The organism is Solwaraspora sp. WMMA2101, from assembly GCF_049179175.1.
Classification (GTDB): domain Bacteria; phylum Actinomycetota; class Actinomycetes; order Mycobacteriales; family Micromonosporaceae; genus Micromonospora_E.
In genome coordinates this window covers 375,415-389,220 of the sequence record NZ_JBMHMA010000006.1, presented here as the reverse complement: position 1 = coordinate 389,220, position 13,806 = coordinate 375,415, and the positions used below count along the sequence as shown (strand labels likewise).

At 72.7% G+C, this 13,806-nt stretch carries 10 protein-coding genes; all 10 read left to right on the top strand.

Going from position 1 to position 13,806, the window contains the following annotated elements:
* Positions 1–26: 26 nt before the first annotated feature.
* The 10 genes from ACN28F_RS02295 (at position 27) to infC (ending at position 13,806) form a co-directional block, all read left to right on the top strand.
* Complete coding sequence (locus ACN28F_RS02295) at positions 27–290, top strand: phosphoribosyl-ATP diphosphatase (RefSeq protein ID WP_282227667.1); 264 nt, start codon at positions 27–29, stop codon at positions 288–290.
* Positions 291–338: 48 nt separating this feature from the next.
* Positions 339–1,187 (top strand): ATP phosphoribosyltransferase, encoded by an 849-nt coding sequence (hisG, locus tag ACN28F_RS02290; protein WP_289206483.1) that lies wholly within the window; start codon positions 339–341, stop codon positions 1,185–1,187.
* Between the two features lie 175 nt (positions 1,188–1,362).
* Positions 1,363–2,823 carry a benzaldehyde dehydrogenase gene (locus ACN28F_RS02285; RefSeq protein WP_289206482.1) on the top strand — a complete coding sequence of 487 codons (1,461 nt, stop codon included), beginning with the start codon at positions 1,363–1,365 and terminating at the stop codon, positions 2,821–2,823.
* 7 nt (positions 2,824–2,830) lie between these two features.
* Complete coding sequence (locus tag ACN28F_RS02280) at positions 2,831–3,742, top strand: helix-turn-helix domain-containing protein (protein WP_289206481.1); 912 nt, start codon at positions 2,831–2,833, stop codon at positions 3,740–3,742.
* Between the two features lie 131 nt (positions 3,743–3,873).
* Positions 3,874–5,784, top strand: a complete 1,911-nt coding sequence (locus ACN28F_RS02275) for a maleylacetate reductase and hydroxyquinol 1,2-dioxygenase domain-containing protein (RefSeq protein WP_289206480.1) — start codon at positions 3,874–3,876, stop codon at positions 5,782–5,784.
* Between the two features lie 44 nt (positions 5,785–5,828).
* Entirely contained in the window at positions 5,829–7,598 is a 1,770-nt protein-coding gene (locus ACN28F_RS02270) for an FAD-dependent oxidoreductase (protein ID WP_421356915.1), read from the top strand.
* 259 nt (positions 7,599–7,857) lie between these two features.
* Complete coding sequence (locus ACN28F_RS02265) at positions 7,858–11,082, top strand: glycoside hydrolase (protein ID WP_421356914.1); 3,225 nt, start codon at positions 7,858–7,860, stop codon at positions 11,080–11,082.
* Positions 11,083–11,154: 72 nt separating this feature from the next.
* Positions 11,155–12,204, top strand: coding sequence for a DMT family transporter (locus ACN28F_RS02260; protein WP_289206477.1), 1,050 nt, complete (start codon positions 11,155–11,157; stop codon positions 12,202–12,204).
* A gap of 165 nt (positions 12,205–12,369) precedes the next feature.
* On the top strand, positions 12,370–12,771 hold the full coding sequence (locus tag ACN28F_RS02255; protein WP_289210991.1) for a PH domain-containing protein: 402 nt from the start codon (positions 12,370–12,372) through the stop codon (positions 12,769–12,771).
* 420 nt (positions 12,772–13,191) lie between these two features.
* The gene (gene infC, locus ACN28F_RS02250) at positions 13,192–13,806 is read left to right on the top strand and encodes a translation initiation factor IF-3 (protein ID WP_289206476.1); all 615 of its coding nucleotides are present in this window, start codon (positions 13,192–13,194) and stop codon (positions 13,804–13,806) included.

Sequence of the window (13,806 nt, the reverse complement as noted above, 5' to 3'; positions counted from 1 at the left end):
TCACCGGGCTGCCACAATCGGGCACCGTGAAGACGTTCGAGGAGCTGTTCGCCGAGCTGCAGGCCAAGGCGGCGGCCGGGACCCCCGGCTCGTCGACGGTCGCCGCGCTGGAGCGCGGGGTGCACGCCATCGGCAAGAAGGTCGTCGAAGAGGCCGCCGAGGCGTGGATGGCCGCCGAGCACGAGAGCCCGGACCGGGCCGCCGAGGAGATCTCCCAGCTGCTCTACCAGGCACAGGTGCTGATGCTGGCCACCGGACTGGAACTCAAGGACGTCTACCGACATCTCTGACCCGCCCTTGCGACCGTGAACCGTCGATCGATCAGGAGCGAGACCGAGATGCTGCGCATCGCCGTACCGAACAAAGGCACCCTTTCCGGACCGGCCGCCGACATGCTGCGCGAGGCCGGCTACCGCCAGCGCACCGACCCCAAGGACCTCGTCTGCCGCGACGAGGCCAACGACGTCGAGTTCTTCTACCTGCGGCCCCGTGACATCGCCACCTACGTCGGCACCGGTGAACTGGAGCTCGGCATCACCGGCCGGGACCTGCTGATCGACTCGGCCAGCCCGGCCGAGGAACTGCTCGACCTCGACTTCGGCGGGGCGACGTTCCGGTTCGCAGCCCGACCCGAGACCCTGACCCGGGTGCCCGAGGAGATCGCCGGGCGGCGCATCGCCACCGCCTACCCCGGGGTGGTCGAACGCTACCTGGGCGAACACGGCCTGAAGGCCGACGTGATCCGGCTCGACGGCGCGGTGGAGAACGCCATCCGGCTCGGCGTCGCCGACGTCATCGCCGACGTGGTGGAGACCGGTGCGACGCTGCGCCAGGCCGGCCTGGTCACCGTCGGCGACCCGATCCTGCGCTCCTCGGCGGTGCTGGTGCACCCGGCCGGCACCGCCACCACCGGGCAGGCCGACCAGCTGATCCGCCGCCTGCAGGGGGTCCTGGTGGCCCGCCGGTACGTGATGCTCGCCTACGACGTGCGCGCCGACCTGCTGGAGCAGGCCAGCGCGTTGACCCCGGGCATCGAGTCGCCGACCATCTCGCCGCTGCACCGGGAAGGCTGGGTGGCGGTGCAGGCGATGGTCCGCCGCGCCGAGGTGCACCGGATCATGGACGAGCTGTACGAGGTCGGCGCCCGCGCCATCCTGGTCACCTCCATCCACGCCTGCCGCCTGTAACAGCCGAGCCGCTCCCCGCTGAGCGCGGTCGGTCGGCGTCGACCGACGACGGGCCGCCGGCTGGCCACGGTCGGGTGACCGGCCGCGCCGATCCTGCCGGTGAATGCCGGTTCCAGTGGTGGATTCCCCGTTGTTCCGGGAAGGTTACGACAACCGGTTCGACAGGAGGTTCACCATGGCTCTGCTCGACACGACTATGTGGCACGGTGCCGTCTACAGCGACGGCTGGACCGAGGCGGCCGGGGGCACCATGGCCGTGACCTCCCCGGCCACCCGGCAGGAGATCGGCCGCGTCGGCGTCGGCAACGCCGACGACGTGGCGCGGGCCTGTGCCCGGGCCGCCGCCGCGCAGCGGGACTGGGCGGGTGCCCGCTACCTCGACCGGGCGGCGGTGCTGCGCCGCGCCGGGGCGCTGTTCGAGCAGTACGCCGACGAGATCGGCGACTGGCTGATCCGCGAGGCCGGCTCGGTCCCGCCGAAAGCGGCGGTCGAGACCACCACCGCCGCCCAGGAGTGCTACGAGGCGGCGGCGCTCGCCTCGCAGCCGCTCGGCGAGATCCTGCCGACCGGGCAGCCCCGGCTCAGCCTGGCCCGCCGGCTACCGGTCGGGGTCGTCGGGGTCATCGCGCCGTTCAACTTTCCGTTGATCCTGTCCATCCGGTCGATCGCGCCGGCCCTGGCGTTGGGCAACGCGGTGGTCTTCAAACCCGACCCGCGTACGGCGGTCTGCGGTGGGGTGTCGATCGCCCGGGTGTTCCAGGAGGCGGGTCTGCCCGACGGGCTGCTGCACGTGCTGCCCGGCGGCGCCGACGTCGGTGAGGCGATCGTCGCCGACCCCCGGGTCCGGGTGATCAGCTTCACCGGCTCCACCGCCGCCGGCCGCAAGGTCGGTGAGGCGGCCGCCCGTCACCTCAAGCGGGCCCACCTGGAGCTGGGCGGCAACTCGGCGCTCATCGTGCTCGACGACGCCGACCTGGACCTCGCGGTCTCCGCCGGCGCCTGGGGGTCGTTCCTGCACCAGGGGCAGATCTGCATGGCCACCGGCCGGCACCTGGTGCACGAGCGGATCGCCGACCGCTACGTCGAGCAGTTGGCGGCCAAGGCCGATCACCTGCCGGTCGGCGACCCGGCGAAGGAGCAGGTCGCGCTCGGCCCGATCATCGACGAACACCAGCGGGACAAGATCCATTCACTGGTCACGGCCAGCGTCGACGCCGGTGCCCGGCTGGCCGCCGGGGGAACCTACGACGAACTGTTCTACCGGCCGACGGTGCTCGCCGACGTCACCCCGGCCACCCCGGCGTTCGCCCAGGAGGTGTTCGGCCCGGTCGCGCCGGTGGCGACCTTCGCCGACCTCGACCAGGCCGTCGCCCTGGCCAGTGACACCGAGTACGGCCTGTCGCTGGGCATCCTCAGCCGGGACGTGATGGCGGCGATGGCGTTGGCCGACCGGATTCCCAGCGGCATCGTGCACATCAACGACCAGACGGTGGACGACGAGGCGGTCGCGCCCTTCGGCGGGGTGGGGGCTTCCGGCACCGGCAGCCGGTTCGGCGGGCCGGCGGCGAACATCGAGGCGTTCACCGAAACGCAGTGGCTCACCATGCAGGGCACCATCAGCCGGTTCCCGTTCTGAGCGCCCGGTGAGCCGCCCGAGGGGCACCGGGCACCACCCGGTGCGGGAGCTGTCGCTCCAGGACACCACCGGCATTCTCCGGCAACCCTGGGTCCGGCCGGACCGGACCAGCGCCGGCCTCGGCTGGTCCGACCTGTACGTGTCGACCCAGCGGGAGCAGCCGTACCGGGCGGAGTTCGACCCCGCCCCGAGCCACCTGCTGATCCTGCACCGCGACGGGCCGGTCCGGGTGCGCCGCGGTCACCTCGGGTTGACCTCGTCGTGCACGGTGGCACCCGGCGGGTTCTTCGTCCACCCCGCCGGCAAGGACCTCACCGTCGAACTGGGCGGCCCGCTGGACACGGTGCATGTCTACCTGCGCGACGAGGCGCTGCAGGCCGCGCACGACGGCGCCCCGGTCGAGCTGACCGAGCAGCTCGGCGTCGTCGACCCGCTGCTGCGGCAACTGGTGCTGACCCTGGACGAGACGATGCGCACCTGGGAACCGGCCGCGCGTACCTATCTGGACCAGGTGGTGACGCTGCTCGCCGGGCAGCTGGCCCGCCGGCACAGCGTGCGGCGGGCTCGTGACGAACCGGCGGCCCGGCGCCAGACCGGGCTCGGCGACCGGCAGTTCGCCCGGGTCCGCGCGCTGCTGGCCGACCGGCTCGCCGAGCCGGTCCCGCTGGCGCAGATGGCGGCGGTGGCCGGGCTCAGTGTCAGCCAGTTCTCCCGGCAGTTCAAGGCCCGCACCGGGGTGGCGCCGCACCAGTACCTGCTGAACCTGCGGGTCGAGGCGGCCTGTCGGCTGTTGCGTGACCCGACCCTGCCGATCGCAACGGTCGCGTTGCGGTGCGGGTTCTCCCACCAGGAGCATCTGACCCGGGTGATGCGGGCGCGCCTGCAGACGACACCGGCCGCGCTGCGGCGCGGTTCCTGACCAGCGCGCCGGCCGGTACGGCAGCAGGAACGTGCCGATACGGCAGCAGAAACGTGCAGGAAATGCTTCGGTGACGCGGCCGATACTCGTCTGACCCGTCCGACCGGGACGGCAGCGGATCGGAGTCTTCGGTGACGTCGTTCGTGCACACCGGCACCGCCAACCGTGTCGTGTTCGGCGCCGGCAGCATCACGCAGCTGCCGGCCGAGGTCGACCGGCTCGGCCGGGGCCGGGTGCTCACCGTCGCCGGCACCGGTCGGCCCGCGCTCGCGGCGTCCGTCGCCGACCTGCTCGGGCCGCTGCACGCCGGCCACTTCGACCGGGTCGCCATGCACACCCCGGTCGACGTGACCGAATCGGCGTTGCGCCTGCTGCGCGACACCGGTGCCGACTGCGTGGTCAGCCTCGGCGGCGGCTCGGCCACCGGGCTCGGCAAGGCACTGTCGGTGCGGACCGGTCTGCCGCAGATCGCCGTCGCGACCACGTACGCCGGGTCGGAGGTGACCCCGGTGCTCGGCGAGACCGACACCACCGGCAAGGTCACCCGTACCGATGCGCGGATCCTGCCGGAGACCGTCATCTACGACGTCGACCTGACCGTCGGGCTGCCGGTGCCGTTGACCGTGACCAGCGGCGTGAACGCGATCGCGCACGCCGTCGAGGCGCTCTACGCGCCGAGCGCCAACCCGATGGCCGACGCCATCGCCGTCGAGTCGATCACCCGGCTGGCCGCCGCCCTGCCGCGGATCGTGGCCGACCCCGCCGACCGGCAGGCCCGCACCGACGCGCTGCTCGGTGCCTGGCTGGCCGGTGTCTGCCTGGGCGCGGTGGGCATGGGTCTGCACCACCGGCTGTGTCACCTGCTCGGCGGGTCGTACGGGCTGGCCCACGCGCCGACGCACACCGTCGTCCTGCCGTACGCGATGGCGTACAACGCGGCCGCCGCGCCACAGGCGATGCGCCGGGTCGCGGCGGCGCTGGGCCGGCCCGACGCGCCGAGCGGCATGTACGACCTGATCGCGTCGCTGGGCGGTCCGACGTCGCTGCGTGAACTCGGGCTGGACGTCGACGACCTGCCGTCGGTCGCGCGGGCCGCCACCGACCGGCCGTACCCGAACCCCCGGGAGGTCACCGAGGCCGGTGTCGGGCAGCTGCTGCGCGACGCCTGGGCCGGCGCCCGCCCGGCCGGGCCGCCCGACGTCGGCTGGCTCACCGATGAGGTGGTGGCGAGTTTCGCGGCCGCGCCGGATGCCCGGGTCGGCCGGCTCGCCGCCGACCTGGTCCGGCACCTGCACCACTTCGTCGCCAGCAACGAGGTGACCCAGGACGAGTGGCAGTACGCGATCGACTTCCTCACCCGTACCGGGCAGCTCTGCGACGACCGCCGCCAGGAGTTCGTGCTGCTGTCGGACGCGCTGGGTGTGTCCAGCGTGGTGGACCTGCTGGCGAACTCCCGGACCCCGCAGACCACCCCGTCGGCCGTGCTCGGCCCGTTCTACCTGCCCGGCCCGCCCGCCGAGGCGCTCGGCGCGGACATCGCCGCCGGCCTGCCCGGCGTCCCGCTCTGGGCCGACGTGCGGATCGTCGACCTGACCGGGGCGCCGGTGGGCGGTGCCGTGGTCGACGTCTGGCAGTCCAACGAGGACGGATTCTACGACGTACAGCTGCCGGAGCTCGCCGGTCCGGTGCTGCGCGCCCGGTTCCACGCCGACCCCGACGGCCGGGTGTACTTCTGGTCGATCCTGCCGTCGGCGTACCCGATCCCGGACGACGGTCCGGTCGGGCAGCTGCTCGCCGGCACCGGCCGGCACCCGTACCGGGCTCCGCACCTGCATTTCATGATCAGCGCGCCGGGCCACCGCCGGCTGGTCACCCAGCTCTTCGTTGCCGGCGGCGCCTACCTGAACTCCGACGCGGTCTTCGGGGTCAAGCAGGACCTCGTCGTCGAGTTCCCGCCCGGTGCCGGCACGCCGCCGCACGGGCGGGCGGTGACCGACTGGCGCACCGTCACGTACACGTTCCGCATCGCCCCCACCACCTGACCCCCAGGGAGACCACCGTGACGACCTCCGCCGACCGTGGCCCCGTGACGACCTCACGCGACAGCGGCCCCGTCGAGACCGACGTGCTGATCGTCGGCTCCGGCCCGGCCGGTGGCGCGGCGGCGCTGCTGCTGAGCACGTACGGCGTGCCGAACATCGTGGTGACCAAGTACGGCCGGCTGGCCGACACGCCCCGGGCGCACATCACCAACCAGCGCACCATGGAGGTGCTGCGCGACGTCGGGATCGAGCAGCAGGTGGTCGCCCAGGCGACCCCGCAGCGGCTGATGGGGCAGACCCCGTTCTGCACCAGTCTGGCCGGGGAGGAGTTCGGTCGGCTGCACACCTGGTACACCCACCCGGCGCGGCAGGCCGACCACGACCTCGCCTCCCCGACGGCGATCTGCGACATGCCGCAGCATCTGATGGAGCCGGTGCTGGTCGACGCGGCGGTCGCCCGGGGCACCCGGCTGCGCTACGACACCGAGTACCTGTCGCTCGTCCAGGACGCCGACGGGGTGACCGCGACCGTCCGGGACCGGCTGCGCGGCGACGAGTACCAGATCCGCGCCAGGTACCTCATCGGTGCCGACGGCGGGCGCAGCCGGGTCGCCGAGGACATCGGGCTGCCGATGGTCGGCCGGATGGGCGTCGCCGGCAGCATCAACATCGTCTTCGAGGCGGATCTGAGCCGGTACGTGGCGCACCGGCCGAGCACGCTCTACTGGGTGCTGCAGACCGGTGCCGACGTCGGCGGCATCGGCATGGGTCTGGTGCGCTGCGTGCGGCCGTGGAACGAATGGCTGATCGTGTGGGGCTACGACATCGACGGCCCGCCGCCGGACCTGACCGAGGAGTACGCGCGGCAGGTGGCGTACCGGCTGATCGGTGACGAGTCGATCCCGCTGCGGATCACCTCGTCGTCGGCCTGGACGGTCAACCACCTGTACGCCGAGCGCTACCACAGCGGGCGGGTCTTCTGCGCCGGCGACGCCGTGCACCGGCATCCGCCGTCGAACGGGCTGGGCAGCAACACCTCCATCCAGGACGCGTACAACCTGGCCTGGAAGTTGAAGCTGGTGCTCTCCGGCGCGGCCGACCCACGGCTGCTGGAGTCGTACTCGGCCGAACGCGCGCCGGTCGGCCGGCAGATCGTCGACCGGGCGAACCGCAGCATCGGCGAGACCGGCCGGATCTTCCAGGCGCTGGGGCTGCTGTCGACCGAGGACCCCGATCAGATGCGGGCGAACATGGCGGCCCGGACCCGGGCCGGTGCGGCGTTCGAGACGCAGCGGCGGGAGCTGCGCGAGGCGATCGCGGTCAAGGACTACGAGTTCAACACGCACGGGGTGGAGCTGGACCAGCGGTACGTCTCCGGTGCGGTGCTGTCCGACGGTACGCCGCCGCCGGTGAACCCACGCGACGCCGAGTTGTACCACCATCCCACCACCTGGCCGGGTGCCAAGGTGCCGCACGCCTGGCTGGGCCGGGGCACCGAGGCCGTGTCCACCCTGGATCTGGGCGGCCGGGGTCGGTTCGCCGTGCTGACCGGGGTGGGTGGACGGCCGTGGCTGGCCGCCGCCACCGCGCTCGCCGCCGACCTGGGTGTCGACGTCGTCGGTCACCTGATCGGCCCCGGTGGCGACTACGAGGACCGCTACGGTGACTGGGCGCGGCTGCGCGAGGTCGAGGACACCGGATGTGTGCTGCTGCGTCCGGACAACTACGTGGGCTGGCGCTGCGTACGGCTGCCTGCGGATCCGCGCCAGGCGCTCGGCGCGGCGCTGCGACACGTTCTCTCAGTCGGCAGTTGACTCCGGGCTCTCAGGCGGCAGCTGACTCCGGGCCGGTCACGGGGGTTGACGGTGCCCGACGGTGGTGCAACCATCTGCACCACTGTTTGCGCAAACATTGCCGGCGTGTTGCGGTAGCGCGTTCGGCGGCCATCGGTGGTGTCCCGGGGGAGATCCCCCTCCGCCACCACCGGACCGGCGATGTTTGCGCAAACATCGACTGTGGTGGCGACCGGGCACCGCCCCGGTGGCCGGAACCAGCGGACGGAGGCCCGCCATCGTGAACAGACACAGCACCACCCGGCGACTTGCCACGGCGGTCAGCGCGGTGATCGTGGGTGTCAGCGCCAGCGTGGCCGGACCCGCCCACGCCGCCACCGACACCTCCGCCGCTTCCCCCGGTTCCACCGCCACCGCCACCGCCACCGCCGACGTCGACGTCGACGCGGCGGCAGTGGTCACCGTCCGACCGGATCCGGCCTACCTCGGACAGCCCTTCCAGGGCTGGGGCACCAGCCTGGTCTGGTTCGCCAACGCCACCGGCGACTACCCCGACGAGATCCGCGACGAACTCGCCGACCTGCTCTTCGGCGACGACGGACTCAACCTCAACATCGCCCGCTACAACATCGGCGGCGGCAACGCCCCCGACGTGCCCGACTACCTGCGCCCCGGCGGCGCCGTACCCGGCTGGTGGCAGGCGCCCGAAGGCACCACCCGCACCGACCGCGACTGGTGGAACCCGGACGACCCGACCCACTGGAACTGGGCCGCCGACCCGGCGCAACGCTGGTGGGTGGACCGGATCAAGGCCGACGTCACCCACTGGGAGACGTTCAGCAACTCGCCGCCGTGGTTCCAGACCGTCAGCGGGTACGTCTCCGGCGGCTTCGACGCCACCACCGACCAGATCCGCCCGGACACCGTCGACGACTTCGCCACCTACCTGGTCCGCGTCACCGAGCACCTGGAACAGGCACACGGCATCGACGTCGCCACCATCGACCCGCTCAACGAGCCGAACACCCCGTACTGGTCGACCCGGCTCGGCCCCGACGGCCAGCCGGTCGGCGGCCGCCAGGAAGGTGCCCACGCCGGGCCGACCAGCCAGCAGCAGGTCATCGCCGCCGTCGACGCCGCGCTGCGGGCCGCCGGCAGCGACACCGCCATCGCCGCGATGGACGAGACCAACCCGGGCACGTTCCTGACCAACTGGAACGCCTACAGCGCCGCGACCCGGGCGCGGATCGCCCAGCTCAACGTCCACACGTACGGCACCGGGCAGCGCACCGCCGTCCGCGACCTCGCCAAGGCCGAAGGCAAGCCACTGTGGATGAGCGAGGTGGAGGGTTCCTACGGCAGCGGCGGGCAGGACTTCACCAGCATGCTGCCCGGCCTCGGCATCGCCCGCAACGTCGTCGACGACCTGCGGGAGCTGGAACCGGCGGCCTGGGTGCTCTGGCAGCCCGTCGAGGACTACGACAACATGGCCCCCGGCGGCGAGTTCCCGGCCGGATCCAACTGGGGCAGCATCCAGGTGCCGTTCGACTGCACGGCCACCGACACCCTGCAGACCTGCCCCATCTACACCAACACCAAGTTCGACACGCTGCGCAACTTCACCCACCACATCCGCCCCGGCGACCGGCTGATGGCCGTCGACGACCCGGACAGCGTCGCCGCCCTCGCCACCGGCAAACGGGCAACCGTCGTGCACGTCAACGCGACCACCGCCGCCCGTACCGTCCGGTTGGACCTGTCGGCGTTTCGCACCGTCACCGCCGACGCCACCGTCACCCCGGTGGTGACCAGCGCCGACGGTGCGCTGCGCACCGGCACCCCGGTCCCGGTCCGCGACCGCGCCGCCAGCCTGGACGTGCCGGCCCAGTCGGTGACCACCTTCCTGATCGACGGCGTCTCCGGTGTCCTGCTCGACGAGACCCTGATCCGCGACACCCACGTCTACCGGCTGCAGGGCGTGCCGAGCGGACGGTCGCTGACCCCGTCCGGCTCCGCCCTGGTGATCCGCACCGACGTGCCGCAGGCCCCCGAACAGCTGTGGCAGCTCACCCGGCTGACCGACGGCTACGACAACCGGGCCCGCTACACCGTCGGCACCGTCGACGGTGACCGCTGGCTCGCCGTCGTCGACGACACCGCCACCCTGGTCGACGCCACCGGCACGCCCGGTCCGCAGGCGCAGTGGATCCTCTCCACCACCGGCGACGGCACGTACACCGTCGTCAACGTCGCCACCGGTCGGCTGCTCGACGTCGGCGGTCAGGCCACCAACGACGGTGCCGCCGTCTCCGTCTGGCTGCCGAACTCCGGCGCCAACCAGCGCTGGCGGATCATCGACGAACGGGTGGTCGGCCTCACCCCGGTCGAGCTGTTCACCACCCCCGGGGTCGCGCCGACGCTGCCGGCGACGGTGGTCCCGGTGCACCCGGACGGACCCCGGGGCGCACTGCCGGTGACCTGGCGCGACATCGCCCCGGTCCGGTGGCGCGAGACCGGCACCGTCGCGGTCACCGGCCGCGTCGTCGACGCCCAGGGCCGCACCCACCTCGCCCGGGCCACCGTCGTGGTCGACACTCTCGAATCCACCGTGCCGACCCGGGCCAAGACGTTCGTCGGCGGCACCCCCGACCTGCCGGCCACCGTCACCGCGACGTCGAGCCAGGGGATCACGGTGACCCGGCCGGTCGACTGGGACACCGCACCGCCCGGCGCCTTCGACGAGGTCGGAGTGGTCACCCTCACCGGCCGCGCCGACGCCGGTGCCGGCGTCACCCTGCCCGCGACGGTACGGGTCCAGGTCACCGCGCCGGTCGAGGCGACCACGACGGTCGCCGGGGTCGAGGCCAGCTTCACCGAACCCGGCTACTCCACGGTGGGCCTGACCAACGGCAACCTCACCGACAAGGCCTGGTCCAACTGGCGCTCCGGCACCAAGAACGCCACCGACACCCTCACCGTCACCCTGCCCCGGGAACACACCCTCAACCGGGTCCGGGTCCACTTCTACCGCGACGGCTCGGACAGCTACGCCCGCAGCGTCACCGCCCAGCTGCGCGACGGCGCCGGCAACTGGGTCGACGCCGGGGAGCCGGTCACCGTACCGACGCCGACGCCGACCGCGCCGGTGGTCGACGTGCCGGTCACCGCCACCACCGACGCGGTCCGGCTGCTCCTCACCGCCCACCCGGACCGGCACATGACGCTCAGCGAGATCGAGGTCGTGGTGGCCGCGCCGGGCACGTCGGCGGTCGCCGACGCCGGGAGCATCGCCGTCGACGGGGTGCCGCTGGCCGACTTCGACCCCGGGCGCACGCAGTACGCCGTACCGGCGGGTGAGCGCCCCGGGCAGGTCGACGCGACCCCCGCCGACCCGTACGCCGACCTGACCGTCACCCAGGCGCAGCCCGACGCGCCGACCGCGACCGTGGTGGTGACCAGCGAGGACGGCACCCGGACCCGGACCTACCGGATCGACTTCCAATGACCGGCGGTACGGACCCGGCGGCGGCGATCTCGGTCACAGACACCGGTGGCGGCCGGCTGTGACAGTGGGTGGGTGAGCACACCGGACGATCCGCCACCCACCGTACGGCCGGCGGCGCGCCGCCTTCCCGGGGTGCTGGCGCCCTGGCTGGCGCTGGTCGTCGCCGGCCTCGGCGGCGTCGCGTCCGCCTCGCAGAGCGCGGTCAACGCCGAACTCGGCGCCCGGATGGGCAGCGCCGCCATCGGCGCGGTCGCCAACAACATCGGCGGCTCCCTGCTGGTCGCCGCCGGACTGGTGCTCCTGCCGTCGATGCGGTCCGGGCTGCGCACCCTTCGGGCGGCCCGGCTGCCCTGGTGGACGTACCTGGGTGGGATCGGCGGGGCGTTCTTCGTCACCACCGCCACCTACGCGGTGCCGGTGCTCGGGGTGGCGGTGCTGACCATCGCCCAGGTGGCCGGCAACAGCCTCGGCGGGCTCGTCGTGGACCGGGTCGGGCTGGCGCCCGCCGGCCGGCTCGCGGTCACCGGTCCCCGGCTGGCCGGGGCGCTGCTCGGCGTCGGCGCGGTCGTGGTGGCCCAGCTGGGGCGGCCGGTGGGGCAGTTTGCGGTCGGGTTGATCGTGCTCGCCGTCGTCGGTGGGCTGGCGGTGTCGATCCAGTCCGCGCTCAACGGCCGGGTGTCGGCGGCCAGCACCACCGCCATGGGCATCGTGGCGAACTTCGTGGTCAGTACCCCGTTGGTGCTGATCGCCGCCGGCCTGCTGGGGGCGTACGGGGCGGCTGTTGGCCGTCCCTGGCCGGGCGAGTGGTACCTCTACCTCGGTGGGCTGTTCGGGGTGGGCATCGTGGTGGCGCTGCTGGTCGGGGTCCGGTCGGTGGGGGTGCTGCGGACCGGTCTCGGGGTGGTCGCCGGCCAGCTCGTCGGCGCGCTGCTGATCGACGTAGCCGTCCCCGGCGGACCCGGTGCCAGTTGGGGACTGCTGGCCGGCGCGGCACTGATCATCGTCGCGGTGGTCGTCTCCGGCCGGGGTGCCCGTCAGCCTGCCCGCACCACCCCTCCGACTCCCAAGATCGCGACGATCTTGCAGAAATCGATGGACAAAAGCGACAAAAACTCTCGATAACTGCAAGATCGCGGCGGCGGGGGACCTGCTGTGGTCGGCGCCGCGTCGCAGGGTGGCAGACTTGGGCGGGTGGCAGACGAGCTGACAAAGGAGTCCCCACCGACGGCGACGCCCGCCCCGGGGGGTACGGGCAACGTGGTCGTCCGGCCGCGCCGGATCCGGGTGATGTGCTGGTCGTTGGCGGCCGCGCTGGTGGTGGTGTTCACGACCGTCAGCTTCGGCCTGACCGGCTCCACCGGGGAGAACCTCGGCACCTTCCAGCGTGGCGACCAGGCGGCGATGATCGGCCTGGGCGTGCTCGGTGCACTGATCATCCTGATGTTCACCCGGCCCCGGGTCGCCGCCGACGCCGCCGGGATCCGGGTCCGCAACGTCCTGCGCTCGTACGAGCTGCCGTGGGAGCTCGTGGTCGCGGTGCGGTTCGACCGGGACGCCGCCTGGGCCAGCCTCGAACTACGCGACGACGAGCTGGTCCCGGTGCTGGCGTTGCAGGCGGTCGACCGGGAGCACGCCGTCGAGGCCGTCCGCGCCCTGCGGGCGCTGCACGCCGCCGCCACGAACGGCTGAGCCCCGCCACACCGCCACGGGCGACCGTCGCCACCAGGCGGTGAGTTCGCCAGGCCGAGGGTGGGCCTGGCCCACGGTTTGCGGTGCGCCTGGTATCGTTGACAAGTCGACCATGCTGTCGCCGTCCCGCGCTCCTGTCGGAGCCTGGTCGGCGGCGGTCACGAAAGCGGAGCGCCTGCTCCCACCCGCATCGCGGATCAACCTCCAGCGGTCGGGTCCGGTCACCCGACACGCGACGGATCCCCGCCGCCTGTGGGGTCGACGCCGTCGACGGCGTCAGCTGACCGGTCGAGCAGGCCCTGGCATGTGTGCCAGGGCCTTCTGCTTTCCCCAGGTGTCCCCAACCGGGGGGTGCCTGCGGCGGGCGACGGCACCACGCAGATTACGACTCGAGGAGGCCCCATCAGCGTCGAACCACGCGTGAACGAGCAGATCCGGGCACGTGAGGTCCGACTGGTCGGCCCTGAAGGTGAGCAGGTGGGCATCGTCCCGCTGGAGCGCGCCCTGCAGCTGGCCGCGGACGTCGACCTGGACCTGGTTGAGGTTGCGCCGATGGCGCGCCCGCCGGTGTGCAAGCTCATGGACTTCGGCAAGTTCAAGTACGAGAGCGCACTCAAGGCGCGCGAAGCGCGGCGTAACCAGCAGCAGACCGTCATCAAGGAAATGAAGCTCCGGCCCAAGATCGATCCGCACGACTACGAGACCAAGAAGGGTCACGTGGTGCGGTTCCTCAAGGCCGGCGACAAGGTCAAGGTCACGATCATGTTCCGTGGTCGGGAGCAGAGCCGACCGGAGCTGGGCTACCGGCTGCTGCGCCGGCTCGAATCGGAGATCTCGGATCTGGGGTACGTCGAGGCCGCCCCCAAGCAGGACGGCCGGAACATGATCATGGTGCTGGCCCCGCACCGGGCCACCAAGGCAGCGGCGGCCGCCGCCACCGCGGCCCGGGTCGGACCCGGCCGCGAACCGCGCGACGGTGTCGCCGAGGGAACACCGGCCGCCGAGGTCGAACCCGCCGGCAACACCGGCGAGTGA

Bases quoted from the DNA above. Each gene is read 5' to 3' on its own strand.
- hisG (WP_289206483.1), top strand. From the start codon at position 339: ATGCTGCGCATCGCCGTACCGAACAAAGGCACCCTTTCCGGACCGGCC.
- ACN28F_RS02285 (WP_289206482.1), top strand. From the start codon at position 1,363: ATGGCTCTGCTCGACACGACTATGTGGCACGGTGCCGTCTACAGCGAC.
- ACN28F_RS02255 (WP_289210991.1), top strand. From the start codon at position 12,370: ATGTGCTGGTCGTTGGCGGCCGCGCTGGTGGTGGTGTTCACGACCGTC.